Origin of the sequence: Enteroscipio rubneri (genome assembly GCF_002899715.1) — a bacterium.
Taxonomy (GTDB): Bacteria; Actinomycetota; Coriobacteriia; order Coriobacteriales; family Eggerthellaceae; genus Enteroscipio; species Enteroscipio rubneri.
The window spans coordinates 183,521-207,208 of record NZ_PPEK01000003.1 but is presented as its reverse complement, the minus strand read 5'-3'; the positions used below and the strand labels follow the sequence as shown (position 1 = coordinate 207,208).

Genomic DNA, 23,688 nt, shown 5'->3' with positions numbered 1-23,688 from the left:
TTGGTCGATATTGTATGAAAGAAGCCGACTCGCCGGTTTGCAATCGGCGAGTCGATGTCTGAATGCGCTCGATCAACCGGGTCGGTGCGTGCATGTGGTCGACTTGATAGGTTGGCCGCATAGTCCAGCGAGACTGGATGCGTGTTGGTCGAAAAGCTCGCCTTCTGAATACGTCGAATGCTTCAGTTGCTTTCCGAGAACGCGCGGAATAGGCCGGCGTATGAAGGAGCGGCCAGCATGACAATGTGCGTGCCGGCTTCCTCATGCGTTTCCGAGAGAATACGGCAACGCTCGTGGGCAACGGATACCAAATCCCCGCGATCGTAAGGTATGACCACGTCCATATGCGTGTCGTGCGACGACGCGACGCGGGCTATATGGGAAACGAGCTCGTCAACTCCCTCTCCTGTTGCCGCCGAGACGAACTGCGCCTGTGCGTAACGAGATCGCAGTGCCGCGAGTCCTTCGTTATCAAGCACATCGCACTTGTTAAACACCAGCACACGCTTGATGTTCTGGGCCCCGATCTGCCCGAGAACATCCTCGACAGCAGCTATCTGGGCTTCGTACTGGTCGGAAGAGGCGTCGACAACGTGCAAGACGAGATCAGCCCCCGTAATCTCGTCGAGTGTCGACTTGAACGCTTCGACGAGCGTCGTGGGGAGTTTCTGGATGAATCCAACAGTGTCGGTAATTGTGATCTCGCGGCCTTCCGGCAGCTCGAACTTGCGGGTCGTCGAGTCGAGCGTGGCGAACAATTTGTCGTAGGCGAGGACATCGGCATTCGTCAGTCGATTGATCAAGCTCGACTTGCCGGCATTGGTGTAGCCGGCAAGAGCCACCTTGTACATGCCGCTTTCGTAGCGGCTCTCACGCTGTACGGCCCGAACCTCAGCCAGATGCTTGAGCTCGCGCTTGATGGAGGTGATGCGCTTGCGCACCATGCGCCGGTCAACCTCGAGCTGGCTCTCCCCCTCTCCGAAGCGGGAGCCTACGCCACCGCCCATTCGGTTCGAAGCAAGGTGCGCCCACATACCGCGCAACCGCGGCAGCAAATATTGGTTTTGTGCGAGGCGCACCTGTAAGCGGCCTTCCTTGCTGTTGGCATGAAGCGCAAAGATGTCGAGGATAAGCGCTGTGCGGTCAATTATCTTCACAGGCTTGCCCACCGTCTTCTCAAGGTTGGCTTGCTGCGACGGCGAGAGTTCGTCATCGAACACAACAAGATCGGCGCTATGAGCTCGAGCAAGCTCAGCAACTTCCTCGGCTTTTCCCGTGCCCACGAAGGTACGCGGATTCGGCGTGTTGAGTTTTTGGGTCGTGGTGGCTACAACATCGGCCCCGGCTGTATCGACAAGGCGTTCGAGTTCGGCAAGCGACGAATCGATCGGCCAGTTGGCGCCCGGTCGGTCGACGCCAACAAGAACGGCTCGCTCGCGATGCTGCTCGGAGATGGGGGTCATCCCCCGCGTGATGACGGATTCAAATTCGGACATGGGGGCAATCCTTTCAAAACAGACCTCAGCGTCATCAGAGGATGACGCGTGCATGGTATGCATCGTAACCGATGCGGCGACGCCCTGATCAGGTACGTCGCATCGAAGAATTTCTATGCAAAGGCCGGTTTTGTCTGCATGCGGCTGCTCCTCATCGTCACTCGGGCGCGATACGGGCATGATCGCCCTTGTCGCTCATCATACCATATCCGATGCTAGAGCTATAAACGATACAGCATTGTTTCCTTGATGCGACGTACGGCTTCGAGCAGCCTTTCGTCTCGCCGCAACCACGCTCGAATACGCGCATGACGATGTTGTTCGCTTGTATGACGGCAAACTCGATGTTCGACTTTTCCGGGAAAAGCCGGTGGGATTCGAAGAATACCCCGACTCTCGCAACGACGAAGGTGCGGAGACCTTTGGATGCAGGGTCGGCGAACAGCTCGTCCGACAATGAAAGAAAATCGTCGACGAAGCAGACGGCATGCGGGTTGCCCATCGATACGCACGTGAATGCGAATGTTCCCTAGGGAGATTCCATCGGCAGATCGCAGACGTATGCGGAGCCTTGCGAGCTTACGGCATTCGCCTTGGCCGTGACCGGTATGATGGTAAGATCGAGAAGGGGCCGGCCCATATCAACAGTCGTACGCTCCAGCTTCTTCTGCGTGTCGACCTCAAAGCTGATGGGCTTCGACCTGGAAAGCGCCTCGCCGTCAGATGGTCCTCCGCCGCGGCTATAAGGCCGCGATCAACGAGATATTTCGCAAAGCATCGGATGCCGTTGCCGCACAACTGCGCCAGCGTGCTATCGGCGTTAATGTAATGCATAAGGCCGCGCAGCTGGGATGGCGGGAGGGCGTACGAGCACCACTCCGTCCGCGCCGATTCCGACGTGGCGATCGCACAGGCATGCGACCTGCTCTACAGTGAGCTCTATAGCGCATGGACGATCGTCGATGAAGATGAAGTCATTGCCGAGTCCGCGTAGTCTGGCGAATTCGAGTTCCATTGACTGTCTCCCTGCTCCTTTATGTTCGGCTGGCGTCTGCTTCCCTGAGAGCAGCAAGCGCTTGTTCGACAAGCGGGTCGACTTCCTGTTCGTTTGCGTCGATCCAGCGAATGCGCTTGTCCTTGCGGAACCATGTGCGCTGGCGTTTAGCGTAGCGCCGTGTGGCCGTCTTGATGCGCTCGATTGCCTCCTCCATCGTCGTGTCGTGTTCAAGCGCAGCGACGATCTCCTTGTATCCTATCGCTTGGGGCGCGGTGACACCCGTGCGGAAGCCGTGGTTTAACAGACCTTTAACCTCGGAGACGAGTCCCGCCTGCACCATAGCGTCCACCCGCGCGTCAATGCGTTCGCGAAGGATGTCGGGATCGACCGCCAAGCCGATGAGAGAAGCGGGCACGAGTTGCGGGAGAGCGGCTAGTTTTGCACGTTGTGCAGCGTAGCTTTCGTTCTCGTCGAGCAGCTCGAAGGCGCGCACAACGCGCTTGGTGTCGGCTGGCGGAATGAGGGCCGCGCTTTCAGGATCGCGGTCGCGAAGAAGCTCCCATACAGCTTGGGCTCCACGCTCCTCGGCGAACCGGTTGAGCCGCTCGCGCACCGCATTGCCCACCTGTTCGCCTTTTGGGAACTCGTATGCGTCGATCGCGGCACGTACGTAGAAGCCCGTACCCCCGCATAGCACGCAGCGCCTGCCCCGCGCATCGATGTCGCGGAAGCATTCGCGAGCGTAATCCTGGAAAAGGGCTGCAGAGTATGGCTGCCCCGGATCCACAAGGTCGAAACCGTGATGCGGCACGAGGCGCTCAGGGACGGGAAGCTTGCCCGTTCCGATATCCATACCTCGGTAAACCTGCATGGAATCAGCGCTCACCACTTCCCCGTTCAACTCGAGCGCAAGCGCTTGTGCGAGCGCGGTCTTGCCTGAAGCAGTAGGGCCGACAATGCAGACAACAGGTGCGGAGAGGTCGAGTGAAGCAGACGCCTTCGTCTGGTCAGAATGCATGGATGACGCCGTTCAGGGGCGCGTCGGAGGATCGAGGAGGCGGCCGGCAAGATACCATGTCTTGGCCTCGTCCACGCGCACGCGCACGATGCTGCCAGCAAGATCCTCGGCAGAGACGCCTGGAGGCAGCGGCGCATGGACGGTCTGATTCTTGGGACTGCGACCCGATAGCAGCCCCGTATCGCGCTTCGAAGCGCCTTCGACGAGCACGTCGACAACCGTGTTCAGATCGCGTTGGTTGGCCTCAAAGGCGCGCTTCTGCACGATGTCGACCAGACGGTCGAAGCGCGCCTGGATGGTCTCGCGCGGAGTCGGATCGTTCATTGATGCAGCAGGCGTGCCTTCTCGCTTCGAGTAGATGAACGTGAAAACCTGGTGGTATCCTACTTCGTCAACGAGGCGATACGTGTCTTCGAAGTCTTTTGCCGTCTCGCCCGGGAATCCGACGATGACGTCGGTAGACAATGCGATGTCGCCCACTGCATCGCGCAGCTTCGCGACAAGGGCGCGGTAATGGTCGCGCGTGTAGCGACGGTTCATGGCGGCCAGCACGGTGTCCGAACCCGACTGTACGGGCAGGTGCAATGCGGGCATGAGGGAGCGAAGCGTAGCGAACTTGCCGATGACCTCGTCGGTAAGATCCCTCGGATGACTCGTTGCGAAACGAAGGCGCTCCACTCCAGTCGCGTCGAGTGCGTCAAGTACTGCGGCGAATCGGGGGGAACCGTACAAGTCGCGCCCGTAGGAGTTCACGTTCTGTCCGAGCAAGGTGATTTCCTTGACGCCAGCGGCCACGTAGCGCTCAGCTTCCTCGACGATATCCTCGAGTGGGCGCGACTTTTCCCGACCGCGCACATAGGGTACGATGCAGTACGTGCAGAAGTTGTTGCAGCCGATGGTGATGGGCAGCCACGCGGCCCACTCATGTTCGCGCGAAGCGGGCAGCTCTGATGCAAACGATGAAGCCGCATCGAGCACTTCCACATGGTGCCCGCCCTTCTCCACCGCCGACTGCAGAAGGCGCGGCAACGAGGCGAGGTTGTGCGTTCCGAATACCACGTCAAGATGAGGAAGCTTTTCTACAAGGCGCTCCCCATCACGTTGGCCGATGCACCCTCCCACGGCTACGATACGCTTGGAAAGCGGCGTTCCCGAGCGCAGCGGTATGTTCTTGAGCGATGCGACCTGACCGTAGAGACGCGTATCGGCTGCTTCGCGCACGCAGCAGGTCATGAACGCAACGATGTCGGCCTCCTCGACCGATTCGACCGCCAACGCACCAAGTCCTTCGAGCATGCCCGCGATGCGCTCGGAGTCGTGTTTGTTCATCTGACATCCGAACGTGCGAATACAGAACGTGAGGTTCATGAACGGGGTCTGCATAAGCGTACTAGAGATTCGTGGTCGTGTCCGGGCCATCGGAAATGCCGGAAGCGACGCCGCGCGTGTAACGAGGTTCGACGGTGAAACGGATAGCGGTGCGGTACTCTCCGTCGATGACGATGTCGGTGAACGAGGGCACGCAGGATATTTCAATGCCGACCGGAGATAGAAAGCCGCGTGATATGGCGATGGCTTTCACTGCCTGATTCACCGCCCCGGCGCCAACGGCTTGTATCTCTACGCAAACGCCGTCTTTGATCATGCCGGCTATGGCGCCGGCGACAGATGCGGGGGAAGACTTCGATGAAACCTTCAAGCAGCCGGGCTCCGGCCTGTGATCAGTTGTTGGCATGCATATCCTTCGTCGTTGCTGGTTCGAATGAGCTTCTGTTGTAGTGCGGGTACTATGCCGTGTGCCGCATGTCTCGAGGTGCGATCTCGTTCTGTTATTCTACCTATTCGACGTATCGTTCGCAACCTGCGCATATGGTGAGATTGAGGAGAGTTGCAAGGCCGACCGAGAGCCTCCCCTGCGCAGCTTCGACGGCTTCAGCGGAGTTTCTGGACGGGGATGGAAATACGAATGGCGTCTTTGCCCACCCTGACCTCTGGACGAACCTCCGGCTCCAGATAGTAGTCGCGTGCTAGTTCGGCGTAAGCGGCGCGAATACGATCAGAAAACGCAGCCAAATCGTCCTGAGAAAGCTTCAGACCGCGTTGATCGGCGTCAGCAGATGGGGATGCCTCTGAAAGAATGCGCGCCGGATGCGGTTTCTCCTCGCCTTCTTCGCCTATACGAACGCGCGCAAGCAGCGGCTCAAGCGGAGCGATGCCGCCATCCATGATGCGTCGGGCTGAGCGCTCGGAGATAGCAAGACCAAGTTTGGCGGACTCGTCAGCAAGTTCGGCCGGGTCAGGCGCCGCTGCAAGACGTGTACAGACAGGAAGCCGGGTGGTATCTGCGCAGAAAGCGCGCATGGCGGAGGTAAGTGACGACAGTCCGAACTCGTAGAGCGTGGCTGTTATGTCGGTTGCCGATCCGAGGTAGACCGTACACGACCGGCGGCTCTCGAGCGCGAACTCGCATGCGGTACGCAGGATGTTCTTCGGGCCGCGCACGGCGACACTGCCCGATTCCATGCGCTCGAAAATGGGGAACGTAGACTGGTCGGTCTTCTCCCCTATCCGATCGAGATCGGTCTCCACCACGAATGCAGAGCCCTTGCCGACATCCGATGCGGCGATCCGAGCTGTTTCGGCGTTCACGGCGATAGAGTACAGCGCCATGCCCCGACCGTGCACGCCCCACTTGTCCATATGCATGGTGTCGAGTTTTGACGTAACGCGCGGCTCGAATATCCGCTCATGCATAGCAGGCGGTATACCGTCACCATCGTCCACCATGACGATGCGCCGCCGTCGTTCCTCTCGCGTCGCCGCCACGAAAATGCTCCGAGCATTGGCATCGCGCGCGTTGCGCAGCAACTCGATCACGACATCCTCAGTGGAGCGGATGTCGTGGACGGCTTGGCGCCGCTCGGCTTCGGCGCTCCTCAGACGGACAAAGCCATCCCCGAGGTCGGCCTCGACCCGGAGATGGCTATCGCCGCAGACATTTTCTATAAAGTTCTCGAGCGCTTTATCGGCCATGCCGAACGCGCCTTTACTTCGCGATGCCGACCGCGCGGCTCTCGCGAATAACCACGACCTTCACCTGGCCAGGGTACTGCATCTCGTTCTCGATTCGTTGAGCGATGTCATGGGCGAGCACGGTCGTAGCCGCTTCGTCCACCGTATCGGGCTCTACCATGACGCGAACCTCTCGGCCCGCTTGAATGGCATAGGTACGCTCGACGCCCTTATAGGAATTCGCGATTTCCTCGAGCTTCTCCAAACGCTTGACGTAGGCGTCGAGCGTTTCCTTGCGCGCACCGGGACGAGCGGCGGACACGGCGTCGGCGGCCTGGATGAGCACGTCGAGCACGCTCGAAGGTTCGACATCGTTGTGGTGCGCCTCGATGGCGTGGACGATATCGGCTTTCTCCCCGAAGCGGCGTGCAAGATCGGCGCCGATGACGGCGTGGCTGCCCTCGACTTCGTGGTCGACGGCCTTGCCGAGGTCATGCAGAAGTCCCGCACGCTTCGCCGGTATGGGATCAAGGCCCAGTTCTGCGGCCATGACGCCTGCGAGGTAGGCGACTTCGAGGGAATGGTTAAGCACGTTCTGTCCGTAGGAGGTGCGGTAGCGCAAGCGGCCGAGCGTGCGCACGATCTCCGGATGCAGATCATGGATGCCGGTATCGAAGGCTGCCTGCTCGCCAGCCTCCTGAACACGCTGGTTGACGAAGGATTCGGCTTTGCCGAACATCTCCTCGATGCGCGCAGGATGGATGCGGCCGTCGGCGACAAGGTTCTCCATCGTCACGCGACCAATCTCGCGTCGAACTGGGTCGAAACATGAAATTGTAACGCACTCGGGCGTATCGTCGATGATAAGGTTCGTCCCAGTCAGCTGTTCGAACGAGCGGATATTGCGCCCCTCCCGGCCAATGATGCGTCCTTTCAGGTCGTCGGAGGGGATATGGATGGTGGATACGGTGGTCTCCGCTGAGTGGTCGGCTGCTACGCGCTGGATGGCGAGGCTCAAGATCGAGCGCGCTTTCTTGTCCGCTTCGGCTTTGGTACGCGCCTCGGCGTCGCGGATGATGGAGGCCTGCTCGTGAACCACTTCGTCCTTGAGGGTGTTGAGCAGCTCGGCCTTCGCCTCTTCGGGCGTCATGCCGGCCGCACGCTCCAACCGTCGGCCCACCTCGTGCTCGAGCGCATCGAGGTCGCGCTCGCGGCGCTCGAGCTGGCCTTGCATCGACGAGATCTGATGCTCGCGCGCATCGAGCGATTCGACGCGACGGTCGAGCGATTCCTCGCGCTGGGAAATACGGTTCTCTGCCGTGCGCACTTCGCGCATGCGTTCCTTGTTTTCCGCTTGGGCTTCCTGCTTGATTCTCAGAGCTTCGTCCTTTGCTTCGACGACGGCCTCGCGGCGCAGCGTCTCGGCCTGCCGCTTGGCATCGGCAACCACTGATTCCGCTTCTTGGGCCGCACGCTTGGTGGACGCGTTGACCAAAAAGCGGGTGATGACGAAGCCGAGGGCGATGCCGATGATGGCCCCGACAAGAAGCCAGATTGCTTCGGGCATACGCTCCCCCTTTCGTTTCGCATGTTCGATGTTGTTCTGTTCGTTCGGTAAAGGCATAAAAAATCCCGGCAAAACCGGGCATGAGCGAACGCGCGCAAAACAAGCGACGTCTATGAACTTATCTATACTAGAAGTACCCGTTCGGGCACGTATCACTCAAGCTATAACATATGATAGGGCTTGTGACCGGTTTGTAAAAGCCCTGACAAAAAATTACCCGAAAACCGCCGCTGCAAAGCAAGGCTGACGAAGTCGGGTATGCGATAAGAGCGCCTATTCGGCCGCCGGCGGTCGAATAGGCCGGCAAAACGGAATATGCGGAAAGCGCTCCTCAGCTGCACCAGTCGGACGTTCCGAGCGAACTTGCGCATATCAGCCAGGATTTTCGTCGCACCACAAGCGCGCGGCCGTTACGGCGATGTCTGCGGCGAAGCCCTTCTGTATGAGTCGACGGTAGGCGGCTTCCCGGCGGTTCTTCGCTCGAGGGGGCTTGCGATGAAGAAGGTCGAGCGCACGCTCGACCTCGCCGCCGTCCTCCATGGAGCCGTTCGAGAGCGGCGCGACCACCTCCGCATCGATGCCGAGACCAGCCAGCTCGGCTGCGATGCCCCGCCGACCTCGTCCCTGCGCAAGGCGGCTGCGAACGAGCACCTCCGCATATCGGCAGTCGTCCACGAGCCCGCAACGCTCGGCACGCGCAAGGGCCTCGTCGACGGCTGCGGCTTCAAAGCCCTCTCTCGTAAGTCGACCTCGCAGCGCTTCGCTCGCCTGCTCGCGATGACAGGCGAGCCGCTCGATTTTGCGGAAGGCCCGCTCCTGCTCGCTCTCCGTGCCATCCTCGCCGGCTTTCGGGGGGCGGGAGACCTGCGCATGCCCCCTATCGGACGCGTCCTCGCCATCGAGCGGCAATGAACGAGCCGACACGGCAGGTTCGAGGCTGCGCTCTCTTCCGCCCTCGCCCGCCGCGCGGCCGCTACTTTCGATAGCTGCGATTTGAGCGCGTAGGCGGGCTTTCACCTCGTCATCGGCCATGTTACTTTTTCTTGGTTGGCTTGGCGACAGGCGTCAAAGCATCGGCTTCCTCGGTCGTGCGCGTGACGATGGGGATTTCGAAGGCTTCGCGCACCTTCGTCTCCAGCTCATCGCGCAAGTCGGGATTCTCGCGCAGCGTCTGCTTTGCTGCTTCACGACCCTGGCCGAGGCGCTCCTCGCCGTAGGTATACCACGCGCCGCTCTTCTTGGCTACGCCGGCTTCAACGGCCATATCGACGATGCAGCCTTCTCTCGAAATGCCCTCGCCGTACATGAGGTCGAACTCAGCTTGGCGAAACGGCGGCGCCACTTTGTTCTTCACCACTTTGGCGCGCACGCGGTTGCCCACGATCTCGCCGCCGTTCTTGATGGAGTCGATACGGCGGATGTCGATGCGCACACTCGAGAAGAACTTGAGCGCGCGACCGCCGGTTGTCGTTTCCGGGTTGCCGAACATTACGCCGATCTTCTCGCGTAGCTGGTTGATGAAGATGCAGGTGGTATTCGATTTCGAGAGCGAACCGGCCAGTTTGCGCAGGGCTTGGGACATGAGGCGCGCCTGCAGGCCTACCGTTGTGTCGCCGATCTCGCCTTCGATCTCTGCGCGGGGCACGAGCGCTGCGACGGAGTCGACGACAATTGCATCGATTGCACCCGAGCGCACGAGCATGTCGCAGATCTCGAGCGCCTGCTCGCCTGTGTCGGGCTGGGAGATGAGCACTTCGTCAATATCCACGCCGAGCCGCGCCGCATATACGGGATCGAGCGCATGCTCAGCGTCGATAAAGGCCACGATGCCCCCCATAGCCTGCGCTTCCGCAATGATCTGGAGGGCGAGCGTTGTCTTGCCGCTTGACTCGGGGCCGTATATCTCTACGATGCGTCCGCGGGGAACGCCCCCGATGCCGAGCGCTGCATCGAGTGGCAGGGCTCCCGTGGGAATGACTCCGATGTTTAGGTCATGTCCACCCTCGCCGAACTTCATGATCGAGCCTTTGCCAAACTTCGTTTCGATCTGGTCGGTCGTGAGTTTGAGCATCTTCGATTTTTCGTCGTTCATGCGCTTCCTTCTCTTCCTGCCGTATGCGCAGTGCGGCCTGATTCCAGTATCTATAGTACACGAACATATGTTTGAGCGTCAAGCATTTTCGCGAAACGAGCTTGCCAAACCAGCATAGCGTGTCCTCTCAGCGCGCAGATGGCCGGCATCTTGCATGTATTGCCTGCTGATCCGTCGGAATCGAATGCGCTTCCAGCGCACATCAAGCGCGCAGCTAGCGGATTATCGGCGAAGGAAAGGCTCAACGATCGCGCAGGCTATCTGCGGCCGCACCCTCGAGGACCTCCAGCAGAAACTCAAGCGCCGCGCGCACGGTGAGCAGGCGCACCTGCTCGCGCGTGCCGGGAAAATGGCAGCAGCGGGCGCAGGTGAGCGCCGTATCGGCACGGCCGATCCACACGGTTCCCACCGGCTTGCCCGGCTCGGCTCCTCCCGGACCGGCAATTCCGGTCGCCGAAACCGCGATATCGCAGCCAAGTTGGCGGCGGGCCCCCTCAGCCATGGCGCAAGCAGTCTCCTCGCTGACCGGGCCGCAGAGTGCAAGCGTCTCGCGGCCAACGCCGAGAATCCCGTGTTTCACGTCCTCGGTGTAGCTCACCACGCCCCCCGTTACGGATTCGGAACTTCCCGGCACGTTGACGAGCGTAGCGGCGATCAGACCGCCGGTTAGGCTTTCGGCGGTACCGATGGTCCTGCCGGCGGCACATGCAGCCGAGAGCACCGTCGTCGCCAGCGCATTCAGTGCCTCGAGTTCGATGCTCGCGACCATGTCGTCAGAAAGAACCCGCTGCTCGGCCTCGTCGAGGAATATCGAATCGGGTTGTCCGGCGTCATGTTCCTCGACGCGCGCAGCGCGCCGACCCGACGGAGTGAAGCCCAGCAGTTCTTTGGCCTTTACGAAGTAGTCGAGCATCGAGACGATGGTAAGCGCGAGCGCTGCCAGCATGACAGCCCATGAGAAGAGGTAGAGAGGGTTGTGTAGCACACCCTGCGGATCGGTGATGACCACGCTGTCCTTGACGATGAACAAGACGATGGCGACGATCTGCGTGACCGTCTTCGCTTTGCCGTACCAGCTGGCGGCTATGACCACGCCCTGGCTTGCCGCAACCATGCGAATGCCTGAGACGATAAACTCGCGCGCGAGGATGACGAGCGCCACCCATGAGGGCAGAACCCCCAGTTCGATCAGCGCGAGCAGCGCCGCTGCCACAAGGATCTTGTCAGCCAGGGGGTCGATAAACTTTCCGAAGTTCGTCACCTCGCCGCGGCTGCGGGCCAGATACCCGTCGAGCCCGTCGGTGGCGGCCAGGAGGATGAAGATGCCAGCGGCAACCCATGGCTTAGCCGTCTCGGCATCCGGCCAGAACGGGAAGTAGGCCGGCCACGGACTAATGATGGCGACGACGAACACGGGCACGAGGCAGATGCGCAGCAATGTGACGATGTTCGCCGGAGTCCAAAGCCGCTCGTGCGCAGCGCCATTCGGAGTCATCGCCTCACTCCCCTTCCATTTCGTAGAGCAGCGTGTCGGTTATGACGACGCGGCGGATATCTCCCGCTTCGCCTGCAGCGAGGTACGTGACGCCGTCAACTTCGGGAGCCTGGCACATAGCGCGTCCGAACAGCTGGCCGTCTTCTTCGACGCCTTCCACAAGCACGTCCATCTCGCGTCCGACGCGCGCGGCAATGCGCGGGCAGCAGACGGTGTCGGCCAGATCGCGCAAACGCTGCGCACGGTCGGCCTTTTCGTCCTCATCCACCTGGCCAGGCAGATCGAAGGCGCGCGTGCCCTCTTCTCGTGAAAACGGAAATACGCCCACGTAGTCGAACAGGCCTTCCTCGACGAAAGCGCACAGCTCTTCGAACTGCTCGTCCGTCTCGCCGGGGAAGCCGGCGATGAGCGTCGTGCGCAGCGTGGCGTCCGGCACGCGCGACAGCACGTGCTCCACAAGCGAGCGGAACTCCTCGCGCGATCCTGTGCGGTTCATAGCGCGCAGGATGCCCGCATCGACGTGCTGGAGCGGAATGTCGAAATAGGGGCACACGTTGGCGTGTGACGCGACTGCCTCAAGATAATCGTCGGTCACGCCTTCCGGTTGGAGGTATAGGACGCGGAACCACACGTCGGGAAACTCCTCCGCCAGCGCGGATACGAGTTCGGCAAGCGACGAGGCGTCATCGAAGTCCTCGCCCCAGCGCCCCGTGTCTTGCGCGATGAGCACGATTTCGCGCGTACCTGCGGCGGCGTGCGCTGCAACCTCCGCACGTACGTGAGCAAAGGGGAAGCTGTGATAGCGACCGCGAATGAACGGGATGGTGCAGTACGAGCAAAAGCGGTCGCAGCCGTCGGATATCTTCACGTAGGCAAAGGGCGCTCTTCGATGCGCTGCCCAAGAAAAGTCATCCGTTTGCGCGTCTGGAAACGCTCCATCCGGGATGACAGGAGCGCTTTCGCTTGACGGTGTGACGGAACGCGGCGAGCAGGACAATGCGCGATGCTCGAGCTGGCGCCCCAAGGCTTTCGCGAGCACCAAGGCTATGTCATCCTCGCGGCTGCAGGGGACGAACGCCTGCGCTTCGACAAGCTCGTCAGCCAGATCGTCACCATAACGTGCAGGCATGCATCCTGCAACGATGAGCGGGGCACCTGCTGCGATGTTGGCAAGTCCCGCCACATCGAAGATGGCTTCGAGGCTCTCCTCGGTGGCGCTCTGAATGAACGAGCAGGTGTTCACCACTACAGCGTCGGCACAGGCCGGATCGTCCTCGATCATGAATCCTGCACTGATAAGCTGCGTGCGCATGTGTTCCGTATCCACCTCGTTCTTTGCGCATCCGAGCGTGACGAACGCGACGCGCGGCGATTCGGGTGTCGCATCAGGTGAAGGTATCATGATGAAGCGACCGTCCTAGCGGTAGTTGACATACTGAAGCGGCTGACCGTAGTCGTTGTTTTTCAAAAAGGCGATAACTTCCTGAAGCGCGTCGCGCGACGGCGAGCTGACGCGCAGTTTGTCGCCTTCGATCTGCACCTTCACCTTCATTTTCGTGGCTTTTATATCCTTGTTAATCCTGCTTGCCACCTCCTTGTCGATGCCCTCGACGATGGTGGCTTTCTGGCGCACGCTTTGACCGGCAGCCGCTTCTGGATCGCTCCACTTGACAGCGGTTAGATCGATGCCGCGGCGCACGAACTTCGAGCTGATGACGTCAATGACCTGCTTCGCTACAAAATCGGCCGGCGCCGCCACCGTAATGGCTTTGCCCGCTTTATCGAGCGATATCTCTGCACCCGAGTCTTTGAGGTCGTAGCGCTGCGACAACTCCTTCTTAGCCTGCTGGAAGGCATTGTCAACCTCTTGCATGTCCACGGTGGATACGACGTCGAAACTGGATTCCTTCGCCATGAGTGCTCCCTTCCGTACAAGGCGGCCCGCGCTGGCGGGCCGCTCATGATTTGCTCGCGCACAGCATAGCGCATTTTCGAGGCTCCGACCCGCTCTTTCAGAGGGGTTCCACAGCAGCGGCGGCGAGATTCGGTCAGGACGCCGCAGGATCCGCTCCTCCGTCGTCGCCGGCGTGCTCTTCGTTCCATTGGGCGAGGATAGCGGCGAAGTCTACCGTGTAGCTGTAGACGCCCGATCCCCGCTCGTCGGTCGGTTCGACCTCCGCCCCGTCGACGGATATCGTCACTGCCTCGGGATTGGTGGTGACGAACTTGAGCGTGCTGGAGACGTCGAACGAACGCTCGGCCGGGCCGGAGATGTCTTCGGCTACCGTGGCGCCGCCGTCGCCTTCGTACACTTCGATGTATGCGGTGCTTCCGTCGGCCACCTGATAGGAGAACGTCGCCTTCGATGGCGGTGTTGCGACCGGAGCAGGCTGCGGCTCACCGCCCTCGTCGCCTCCACCCTGCTGCGTCGTGTCGGTCAACCCGGTGATAGGGACGTTCGGAACATCCGACTCGGACTCCTTGTTCCCGCAGCTGAATACGAGCAGCAGTACGACAAGAAGCAGCACGAGCACGCCAGCACCGGCTACGATGAACGGAAGCTTCGACTGCACAGCGCCTGTCGCCTTCGGCCCCGCGTAAAAGTTCGTGTATTGGGTGCTCGGCAGCGCCCCATGGCGGCTAGGATGTGTGCGGTCCTCGGAATACAGGCGCGAAGACCCTCCCGCACGCGTCCCGTAGTCGTGCCGGTCATCGTAGAGCGTGCGTCCGAATGCGTTCTGCCGGGGTTCCCGCTCGCGCTCTTGCTCTGCGCCGTGGTCGCGCTGGCGGGATGCCCTCGTGCGCGATGATCCGCCCATATTGAAGCCTGTGGCCGGTTGTGCTTGGTTGCGAGCCCTTCCTACCTGATATGCATAGGCCTCATCGAGGTACATACGCGTAAGCTCGGTCGGGTTAAGCCCGACGAGACGAGCGTAGGCGTTCACCATGTTGCGCGTGTAGCCACGCGGGGGCATGGACGCGAAATCGCCCTCCTCGATGGCACGGAGGATATCGGGGCGAATGCGCAGCCGCCGAGCGGCCGATGCCAGGTCGTAGCCCTTGCGTTCGCGGGCGTCCCGCAGAATCGTTCCGAATGTCACCTGCGCCACCTCGTCACTTGTCCGGTCCCGAACCATCGTTGGCCTCGAAGGCCTTCAGCGTCTCGAGTTCCATGGCGTCCACGAGCACGTCGCGGGGCTTGCTGCCGTTCGGCGGGCCCACAACGCCCTTCTCCTCCAACATGTCCATTATACGCCCTGCGCGCGAATAGCCCACTTTGAGGCGTCGCTGGATGTTCGATGTTGAACCCAAGCCGCTCGAGACGACGATCTCGGCTGCCTCCCAAATAAGCGGGTCGTCCGAAGAGCCGGACCCGCCGCTGCCGTCAGGCTGGGACGCTCCGAGCGTGATGAGGTTCGTCGCAAGAATCTCCGAGTGGTACTCGGGTTCGCCCTGCTTCTTGAGCATGCCGACGACCGCATTGATCTCGTCTTCGGATACGTAGCAGCCCTGGATGCGTTGAGGTTTGGCGTATTCGGGCTTCGACAGCAAAAGGTCGCCCAGCCCGATGAGGTTTTCTGCACCCGGTGTATCGAGAACCACGCGGCTGTCGATTCCGCTGGCCACGTTGAACGCGATGCGGTTCGTGATGTTCGCCTTGATGAGACCCGTCACCACATTCGTGGAGGGGCGCTGCGTGGCCACGATGAGATGGATGCCAGCCGCGCGCGCCAGCTGCGCGATGCGGCTGATGGAAAACTCCACCTCCTTGCCGACGTTCATCATGAGGTCGGCAAGCTCGTCGATGATGATAACGATGTAAGGCAGTTCCGCGCCCAGCTCGCCCGCGGGAGGCTCTTCGCCGGCTTCGCGCGCCTTCTCCTGTGCGGCGATTTCTGCCTGGACCTTTGCGTTGTACTGCCCGATATTGCGTGCGCCCGCCTTGCTGAACACCTTAAGGCGCCGCTCCATTTCCGCCACTCCCCACGATAGCGCGCTCGCGGCCTCGCGAGGTTCGGTGACCACCGGCACATAGAGATGCGGGATGCCGTTGTAGGGCGTGAACTCGACGCGCTTGGGGTCAACCATGATGAAGCGCACCTCGGCGGGGGTGGCGCGCATGAGGATAGACATGATCATGGCATTGATGGACACCGATTTGCCGGATCCGGTGGTACCGCCGATGAGGAGGTGCGGCATCTTTGCCAAATCGGATACGATGGAGCGTCCTTCGACGTCTTTTCCGATGGCGATTTGCAGCGGGCCGGCGCCTGCATCTTTGAGCACGTCGCCCAAAAGCACGTTTTGCCGCGTTCGGTTGGGCACTTCGATGCCGACATAGTTCGTACCGGGGATCGGCGCAAAGATGCGCACTCCGGGAGCAGCGAGCGCGAGCGCGATGTCGTCCTCGAGGGCCGTGATGCGGCTAACGCGCACGCCTGCAGGCAGATCCACCTTGAACAGAGTGACCGTCGGCCCGGCAACCCAGCCCACGACCTCGGCCATGATGCTGAAATCTTCGAGCGTCTCTTGCAAGCAGGCCGCCGTTTCTTTCAGCTCGGCGTCGGAAGCCTGATCCTTCTTGGTGTTCTTGGAGGTAGCCAGCAGATCCAGGGGAGGTAGCTCGAACCCGTCGGCAGGTCGCGGCGCTGCGAGCGGCGTGGAGTTCGACGGGGCGGCCGCAGTCTTCTCCGGCTTGCTCGAGGATTCGCCCCGTTTGCTTCCGAGCTTGCGCGTAAGCATCTGTGCGGGTTCAGCTTCCGTTTCCTCGCTTCGGGCTGCACGGCCGGGCAGCTCCTGCGTCGCCAGCGGTTGGGATGCGCGCCGCGGCTTGGAGCGGCGACCCGAGGAGTCGCCTGCGTTGAGGCCGCGTGGCAGCGCGCTTGTCGCTGCCGCTTCCTGCGCTTCTCCCATGATGGGAATGATAGGGGGTTTCGCAGCGCCCGAGCGGCTTACGCGGGCGAATGGGGGCGCCGGGAGGACGCTGTCGCCGTCTTCGGCCCGAGCCCGGCGCGCGTCCTGCACGCGCTCAACAAGGCCCGAAAGCGAGAAACCGATGACAAGAAGTCCAACTGCAATCACACCGAACATAATGATGCATGAGATGACCTGGCCGAACAGCATCAGGCCCGCCCAGGCGATGCCCGCTCCCACGTAGCCGCCCCGCGCGGACAGCTGATCGGGTTCGAACAGGAGCGCGGCCGGATCGGAACCGCCCTCGGGGGTGAACAGCGCCAGCAGCGCGAGCACGGCGACAAAGATCAAGACGAGACCCACGGCCACACGCAAAGGAACACGTTCCCGCTCGAAGCGTGCGAGGAAGCTCGCGCCGACGATGAGGAGCAGGAACGGCAACAGATAGGCGCCCAGTCCGAGCGTGAGGTGCAGGGCGGTCGAGACGAACGACGTGACGAGCGCATTCGCAGGCAGCACGGCCGCCACGAACAGCACAACCGCCAATACAGCGAAGGCGACGCCCGCGATGTCACGCCGGGTCCGCTCATCGAGCAGACGCCGATCCTCGACTTCCGGGCGCGCGCCTTTTCCGTTCTTCGTCGCCTTCTCGGAAGGCGACGCCGCGCGGCCCTTATGCTTGGCGGGCGACGAGGGGCGCGCTTTCGCCTTCGATTTGGTAGCGGATGCTGATTGACGGGCCACGCCCTACTCCTTTTGCTGCGTTTGATCTGCGTTTCGAGAAGCCATGCGCCACGACGCCGAACAGGCTCCTCCAGGGTGCGTTTCGGCCATTATAGCCTAAACTTCGAGCAAGTTCACGATGACCATCGGACGTGTCTTCGTGCGCTCCCAGAGCAGCGACAGCAGCGCGTCGCGGGCGGCCTTCTTGAGCTCCTTCGAACCGCCGCCTTTGCCAAGCGATCTCTCAAGCGCGCTCTTTACCGAAGCCTGTGCTTCATGCACGAGGAACTCGTCGTCTCCGCCCGTGATGCCGTGCATCTCGAGCTGCACGGCTCCTGCAAGGCTCTTGCGCTTTCCCGAGATGGCGGCTGCCACGGATGCGAAACCCTGGGCTGCGAGGGCGCTGCGCTCATCGAGCACGCCCTGCGAGGTGTCCCCTACCGAGAGGCCGTCCACAAACACGATGCCGCTCTGCACGACGGCGCCGCGGCGCACGCCCCGCGCGGAAAGCTCCAGGCTCTCGCCGTTCTCGCAGATGAACACGTTCTCATGCGGAACGCCGGTCGCTTCAGCAAGCTTCGCGTGGGCGCGCAGGTGCGTGGCCTCGCCGTGTACTGGCATGAAGGCCTTCGGCTGCACGATGGACAGCACGAGCTTCAGCTCCTCAGCGCCGGCATGCCCCGATACGTGCACGCGCGCACGGCTCTTGTCGTACACGTCGGCGCCGATCTTGGCCAGACCGTTGATGACGCGGGTGACCGCCTTCTCGTTGCCGGGAACCGGCGTGGCCGACACGATGACCGTGTCTCCCTCGTCCATCTGGATGGTGCGATGCTCGCCGTTGGCGATGCGTGCGAGCGCCGACAGCGGCTCGCCCTGGCTGCCCGTGCACATAATGACTACTTGATCTGCTGGTATGCCTTTGAGATCGTAGGCGTCGATGAGGTCGGCGTCGCTGATGCTCAGGTAGCCCAAGCGCCGCGCGATATCGGTGTTCTGGATCATCGAGCGGCCCGTGACCACTACCTTGCGGCCGTTGGCCACCGCCGCGTCGCAGATTTGTTGCATGCGGTGGATGTGGCTTGCGAACGACGCGATGATGACGCGCCCCTTCGCCTGCGCGATGATCTTCGCCAGCTCCTTGCCCACCTCGGCCTCCGACGGCGTGAAATTGGGGTTCTGCGCGTTCGTGGAGTCGCTCATCATGAGATCCACGCCGATGCCGCTGAACTTCGACAGCGCCCCGAAATCGGTCGTCACCCCGTCTATCGGCGTCTGGTCGAGCTTGAAGTCGCCCGTATGCAAAACGTTGCCGGCAGGGCTTTGGAAGAACACGCCCACCGCTCCGGGAATGGAGTGGTTCACGGCGAAGAACTCTGCGGTGAAGCAGCCGAGCTTCACCTGGTCTCCGGGTTTGATTTCGACGAGCTTTGCGTTCTTGATCTTGTGCTCGGCAAACTTGCCCTCGATAAGCCCGAGCGTCATCTTCGTGCCGTAGATAGGTATCTGCCGGTCGAGATCCTTCATGAGATAGGGCAGCGAGCCGGTATGGTCCTCGTGACCATGTGTGATGATGATGCCGCGCAGTTTTTCAGCGTTCTCAAGCACATACGTATAATCGGGCAGGATGAGATCGACGCCAGGATGGTTGTCATCGGGAAACATGAGTCCTGCATCGTCGAGGATCATATCGCCTTTGCATTCGAAAGCCGTCATGTTCTTGCCGATGGCGTCGAGGCCGCCGAGCGGTATGATCTTGAGTGTTGCGTTCGGATCCTTCTGAGGGGAGGCGAAGCTGCGCCGAGCGTTCTGCTGACCGCCTTGGCGCTGCTGACCGCTCTGTCCCGCCTTCGAGAGCTGGGGGCGCTTATGCTCGAGCTTCACATGCTTGTACGAGCGCGTTCCCTCGGACGCTTGGCTAGAACGGTCGTTTTTCGGGGCGCTTTTGCGCGTACGATCAGTTCCGCGCTGAGATCGCGGGGTTCTTTCTTCCATATCGTTCCTTCGTTCGGGCGGGAACGGCTGCCTATGCACGGGGAGCCGGCGATCCGGCTTGCCCTCGGCCCGTCGATTGCGCTTCGGCGCGTTTCATCCGGGGATCCGCTCCGCGCGGTTATATGTCTATGCGTCGCCTGCGCGACGCTTCCTTCCGTTTTGATGCTGCGCTTCCGCGATGCGGCGGTGTTTTAAAGCACTCCCACGTCGCGCATGGTCTGCGCGAGACGCTCGGACTGCGCCGGCGTAGCGTCTACCAGTGGCAGGCGCACGCCTCCCACAGGGAAGCCCAGCAGCTTCAATGCCTCTTTGACGAGGATGGGGTTCGAGGTCTCGAACAGCCCTGTCATAAGCGGCATCAAGCGCTCGTTGGCCGCGGCTGCGGCCTCCCAGTCGCCTGCGGCGCACAAATCCACAATCTCCTTCATACGCGCGGGCGCTACGTTGCCGATGGTGGAGACGACTCCGGCACCGCCCAGCTTCATGATGTCGAACGTGGCCGAGTCGTCGCCGGAGTACACGGCGAAACCTTCAGGTGCGCCGTTTACGATGGTTCTGACCTGGTCCATCTTGCCGGACGCCTCCTTCACGGCCACGATGTTGGCACAGTCGCGCGCCAGGCGCAGCGTGGTCTCGGCTTCCATGTTCACCACGCAGCGGCTCGGGATGTTGTACAGGATGATGGGCAGCTCCACCGCGTTGGCGATGGTGCGGAAATGCCGGTACATGCCCTCCTGCGGGGGCTTGTTGTAGTAGGGCACCACGCACATGAAGCCGTCGACGCCGAGCTTGGCCACGTCGCGGGCGAAGTCCACCGTGTCGGCTGTGCAGTTGTCACCGACGTTCGCGATGACGGGCACGCGGTCGCCAACGGCTTCCACCACGGCGCTGAACAGCTTTATCTTCTGCGGGTAGAACACAGTCGGACTCTCGCCTGTCGTGCCGTTAATGATGAGCGAGTCGCTGCCGCCGTCGACGAGGCGCACGGCGAGCGCTTGAGCTTTGTCGAGATCGAGCTCCCGGTTTTCGTCAAACGGCGTAACCATGGCCGGAATCATACGGCCGAAACGGGGCTCTTGCGACATGCGTCCACCTTGCCTTCCACCGGTGCAGCGCCGCGCCGCACCCATCGAACAATCGTACTCGTACGGATATTATGCCATGACGCGTCCTAACGCGCCATGAAGTTCTCCAAACCTACAATCAGGCCCGATCGCGAGCCCACACTGCGAATGCCCAGGAGCACGCCCGGCATGTAGGAGCCGCGGTCCCAGCTGTCGTGGCGGATGGAGAGCGTCTGCCCGAACGAGCCAAATACCACCTCCTGGCTGGCTACGTAGCCCATCGAACGCACCGAATGCACCGGCACGCCGTCGACGAGGGCGCCGCGTGCTCCCTCGCACCCTTCGATTTCGGTCTCTTTGCCCGGCGCCTCGCTTGCGCGACCCTCGCGCGCCTCGGCGATGATCTGAGCCGTGCGCACGGCTGTGCCAGAAGGAGCGTCTTTCTTGTTGCAATGATGGAACTCCATGACTTCCGCCTCGGGAAAATATGGTGCTGCAGCCTTCGCGAACTCCATCATGAGTACGGCGCCCGTGGTGAAGTTCGGTGCGTAGAAGAGGCAGGTTTCCTCGGACGCAAGCGCGGCGAGCTCTTCGAGCGTCTCGTTTGAGAGTCCGGTTGTGCCCACGACGCAGTCGACTCCTGCTGGCAGCGCCGCGCGCAGGTTGTCGGCCACGACGGAAGGCTGCGTGAAGTCGACTACGACATCGAAGTCCGCGTTCTCGAGGGCCTCGGCAATCGTTGCGAACACGGGATACGCTTCACCTTGTCCGCTGGCGTGCGGATCGATGCCGCAGACGAGTTCCATATCGTCCGCGGTGCCAACCGCTTCGACAACCGCCGTGCCCATGCGCCCTGCGCACCCCGCCACTGCAACTCTGATCATGATGCTCCCTGCCTTTCGTGTAGCGTGCCGATAATCTTAACACGCTGCAGCCGAAGCGAGCATTGGCTGTTACGTGATCGGCACTCGCCGCTCTACGAAGTGGAGGCGGCGCCCCTCGTTACCACCGCCCATGAAAAGGGCCGCGCGAACGCGGCCCTGCTGCTACGTGCTAGCCTTCGTGGCGCCTGCGCGGCGTGCGTCCGTTGCCGCCGCGCTCAGAGCGGCCACTGCGGCCTGGTCGGTTGTCGCGGTCGCTCGTCGGGTGCTCGGAGCCATGACGGCCATGGCCGGCGGTCGGCAGCGCGGCCGGAGCATCCGGTTTGTCAAGGCGGTCGAGCGATATCTTACCCGAGTTCGGATCGACCTCGAGCACTTTCACCTTCACGATATCGCCAAGGCTAAGGACGTCCTCAACCTTGCCCACGCGGCCGTTGGCCACGCGCGAGATATGAAGCAGACCGTCCTTACCCGGCGTGAGCTTGACGAACGCGCCGAAGTCCTTGATGCCTACGACTTCGCCGTCGAATTCCTCTCCCACCTCGGGCTCTTTCACGATGCCGAGAATCATGGCTTTCGCCGCATCGCCGGCCAGGCCCTCGATAGCCGCGATGTGGATGGTGCCGTCTTCTTGAATATCGATGCTGGCGCCCGTCTCCTCCTGGATGCCGCGCACCACCTTGCCGCCGCTGCCGATGACGTCGCGGATCTTGTCCACGGGGATATGGATGGTCTCGATGCGGGGTGCGAACTGCGAAAGCTCCTCGCGCGGTTCGGCAATCTTCTCGAGCATCGCGTTCAGGATGAAAGCCCGGCCCTCGCTCGCCTGCTTGAGCGCACGGGCGAGGATGTCGACGGACAGACCGCGGGCCTTGTTGTCCATCTGCAGGGCGGTGATGCCCTTCTCCGTGCCGCACACCTTGAAGTCCATGTCGCCGAGGAAGTCCTCGATGCCCTGGATGTCGGAGAGGATGACCACGTCGTCGCCCTCCTTGATGAGGCCCATGGCGATGCCCGACACGGGCGCCTTGATGGGCACGCCGGCGTCCATGAGGGCGAGCGTGGAGCCGCAGGTGGAGGCCATGGACGACGAGCCGTTCGACTCGAGGACCTCGGACACCACGCGGATGGCGTAGGGGAACTCGTCCTCGCTCGGCAGCACCGGGATGAGGGCGCGCTCGGCCAGCGCGCCGTGGCCGATCTCACGGCGCTTCGGGGCGCCCATGCGGCCGGTCTCGCCCGTGCAATACGGCGGGAAGTTGTACTGGTGCATGTAGCGCTTGCCCTCGGCGGGGTCGATGGTGTCGAGGCGCTGCCACTCGTTGAGCATGCCGAGCGTGCAGACGGAGAGCGCTTGCGTCTGGCCGCGCTGGAACAGGCCCGAGCCGTGCACGCGGGGCAGGTAGCCCGGCACGATGTAGAGCGGGCGGATGTCTTCGGGACGGCGGCCGTCGGCGCGCTCGCCCGTCTCGATCACCATGGCGCGCATGGCTTTCTTCTCGAGCTTCTTGAGCTCGGCGGCGATGTCGCCCTTCCACACGGCGCGCTCCTCGTCGGAGAACTGCTCCTCCTTGATGCGGGCCTTGAGCTCCTCCACCTTGCCCATGCGCGACAGCTTGTCGGCGTCGTGCAGCGCGGCGGACATCTCGGCCATGAACGGCGCGACGCGCTCGGCGATGGCCGGGTCGGCGACATGGATGGGCCACTCGACCGGCTCGATGTTCGCGCGATCAAGGAAGCGCGCTTGAGCCTCGCAGAACGCGGCGATGGCTTCCTGGCCGAACGTCATGGCGGCCAGCATGTCCTCTTCGGAGATCTCGTCGGCGCCGGCCTCCACCATGGAGATGTAGTCGGCCGTGCCGGCGATGGTAAGTTCAAGATCGGAGCGTTCCGACTCCTCGAACGTCGGGTTTACGATGAACTCGCCCGTCTCGACGTCGCGGCCGATGCGCACGCAGGCGGCGGGACCGTCGAAGGGAGCGGCGCCCAGCATGAGGGCCGCGCTTGCGCCCATGACGCAGATGGTGTCGGGCGGGTTGACGCTGTCGACGACGAGCGTCGTGCACACGATATGGACTTCGCGCTTGAAACCGTCCACGAAACCGGGACGGATGGGACGATCGACCATGCGCGCCGTGAGCGTGCCCTTGTCGGACGGGCGCGCCTCGCGCTTGAGGTAGCCGCCGGGTATGCGTCCCACGGCGTACATCTTCTCAATGAAGTCGACGGTGAGCGGGAAGAAGTCGTAGTCCTTCTCTTCCTTCGAAATAACCGCGGTCACAAGGACGGTCGTGTCGCCTTGCGTCACGACAACCGATCCGGTCGCCTGTTTGGCGAGCTCGCCCGTCTCAAGACGATACTCTTTGCCGTACAGTTCGAAGGATTCGACGATTTTTTCCATGCGTTCGTTCTTTCTCTTCCTCTTGGGCGCCCT

At 62.0% G+C, this 23,688-nt stretch carries 18 protein-coding genes; all 18 read right to left on the bottom strand.

Translation table 11 applies throughout. The annotated features are described in order from the left end of the window. Positions 1–182: 182 nt before the first annotated feature. The 18 genes from hflX to pnp all read right to left on the bottom strand — a co-directional run bounded on the left by hflX (position 183) and on the right by pnp (position 23,655). Positions 183–1,496: a GTPase HflX gene (gene hflX / locus C2L71_RS04860; RefSeq protein WP_103264637.1), complete on the bottom strand. Its 1,314-nt coding sequence runs from the start codon at positions 1,494–1,496 to the stop codon at positions 183–185. A 157-nt stretch (positions 1,497–1,653) separates the two neighbouring features. Beyond that, on the bottom strand, positions 1,654–1,998 hold the full coding sequence (locus C2L71_RS12480; RefSeq protein ID WP_103264636.1) for a diaminopimelate epimerase: 345 nt from the start codon (positions 1,996–1,998) through the stop codon (positions 1,654–1,656). Positions 1,999–2,530: 532 nt separating this feature from the next. Further along, on the bottom strand, positions 2,531–3,511 hold the full coding sequence (gene miaA / locus C2L71_RS04840) for a tRNA (adenosine(37)-N6)-dimethylallyltransferase MiaA (RefSeq protein ID WP_103264633.1): 981 nt from the start codon (positions 3,509–3,511) through the stop codon (positions 2,531–2,533). Positions 3,512–3,523: 12 nt separating this feature from the next. Then, a complete protein-coding gene (gene miaB / locus C2L71_RS04835) occupies positions 3,524–4,894 on the bottom strand; it encodes a tRNA (N6-isopentenyl adenosine(37)-C2)-methylthiotransferase MiaB (protein ID WP_103264632.1) in 1,371 nt (456 codons plus the stop codon). A 7-nt stretch (positions 4,895–4,901) separates the two neighbouring features. After that, positions 4,902–5,246: a stage V sporulation protein S gene (locus C2L71_RS04830; RefSeq protein WP_103264631.1), complete on the bottom strand. Its 345-nt coding sequence runs from the start codon at positions 5,244–5,246 to the stop codon at positions 4,902–4,904. A gap of 197 nt (positions 5,247–5,443) precedes the next feature. Then, positions 5,444–6,544 (bottom strand): ATP-binding protein, encoded by a 1,101-nt coding sequence (locus tag C2L71_RS04825; RefSeq protein WP_103264630.1) that lies wholly within the window; start codon positions 6,542–6,544, stop codon positions 5,444–5,446. A gap of 13 nt (positions 6,545–6,557) precedes the next feature. Next, complete coding sequence (gene rny, locus C2L71_RS04820) at positions 6,558–8,090, bottom strand: ribonuclease Y (protein ID WP_103264629.1); 1,533 nt, start codon at positions 8,088–8,090, stop codon at positions 6,558–6,560. A 372-nt stretch (positions 8,091–8,462) separates the two neighbouring features. Beyond that, positions 8,463–9,122: a regulatory protein RecX gene (locus tag C2L71_RS04815; protein ID WP_103264628.1), complete on the bottom strand. Its 660-nt coding sequence runs from the start codon at positions 9,120–9,122 to the stop codon at positions 8,463–8,465. 1 nt (position 9,123) lies between these two features. Continuing rightward, entirely contained in the window at positions 9,124–10,182 is a 1,059-nt protein-coding gene (gene recA / locus C2L71_RS04810) for a recombinase RecA (protein ID WP_103264627.1), read from the bottom strand. A 241-nt stretch (positions 10,183–10,423) separates the two neighbouring features. Further along, positions 10,424–11,677, bottom strand: coding sequence for a CDP-diacylglycerol--glycerol-3-phosphate 3-phosphatidyltransferase (gene pgsA / locus C2L71_RS04805; protein WP_103264626.1), 1,254 nt, complete (start codon positions 11,675–11,677; stop codon positions 10,424–10,426). A gap of 4 nt (positions 11,678–11,681) precedes the next feature. Beyond that, on the bottom strand, positions 11,682–13,079 hold the full coding sequence (gene rimO, locus C2L71_RS04800) for a 30S ribosomal protein S12 methylthiotransferase RimO (RefSeq protein ID WP_103264625.1): 1,398 nt from the start codon (positions 13,077–13,079) through the stop codon (positions 11,682–11,684). Between the two features lie 15 nt (positions 13,080–13,094). Continuing rightward, positions 13,095–13,592: a YajQ family cyclic di-GMP-binding protein gene (locus C2L71_RS04795; RefSeq protein WP_103264624.1), complete on the bottom strand. Its 498-nt coding sequence runs from the start codon at positions 13,590–13,592 to the stop codon at positions 13,095–13,097. Between the two features lie 133 nt (positions 13,593–13,725). Then, positions 13,726–14,778 (bottom strand): helix-turn-helix domain-containing protein, encoded by a 1,053-nt coding sequence (locus C2L71_RS04790; RefSeq protein ID WP_103264674.1) that lies wholly within the window; start codon positions 14,776–14,778, stop codon positions 13,726–13,728. Positions 14,779–14,791: 13 nt separating this feature from the next. Continuing rightward, positions 14,792–17,335, bottom strand: coding sequence for an FtsK/SpoIIIE family DNA translocase (locus tag C2L71_RS04785; RefSeq protein WP_103264623.1), 2,544 nt, complete (start codon positions 17,333–17,335; stop codon positions 14,792–14,794). Between the two features lie 96 nt (positions 17,336–17,431). Then, positions 17,432–19,309, bottom strand: coding sequence for a ribonuclease J (locus C2L71_RS04780; RefSeq protein WP_103264622.1), 1,878 nt, complete (start codon positions 19,307–19,309; stop codon positions 17,432–17,434). Between the two features lie 191 nt (positions 19,310–19,500). Continuing rightward, positions 19,501–20,394, bottom strand: a complete 894-nt coding sequence (gene dapA / locus C2L71_RS04775) for a 4-hydroxy-tetrahydrodipicolinate synthase (RefSeq protein ID WP_103264621.1) — start codon at positions 20,392–20,394, stop codon at positions 19,501–19,503. A gap of 86 nt (positions 20,395–20,480) precedes the next feature. Beyond that, positions 20,481–21,257 (bottom strand): 4-hydroxy-tetrahydrodipicolinate reductase, encoded by a 777-nt coding sequence (gene dapB, locus C2L71_RS04770; protein ID WP_103264620.1) that lies wholly within the window; start codon positions 21,255–21,257, stop codon positions 20,481–20,483. A 169-nt stretch (positions 21,258–21,426) separates the two neighbouring features. Next, entirely contained in the window at positions 21,427–23,655 is a 2,229-nt protein-coding gene (gene pnp, locus C2L71_RS04765) for a polyribonucleotide nucleotidyltransferase (RefSeq protein WP_103264619.1), read from the bottom strand. Positions 23,656–23,688 lie beyond the last annotated feature (33 nt).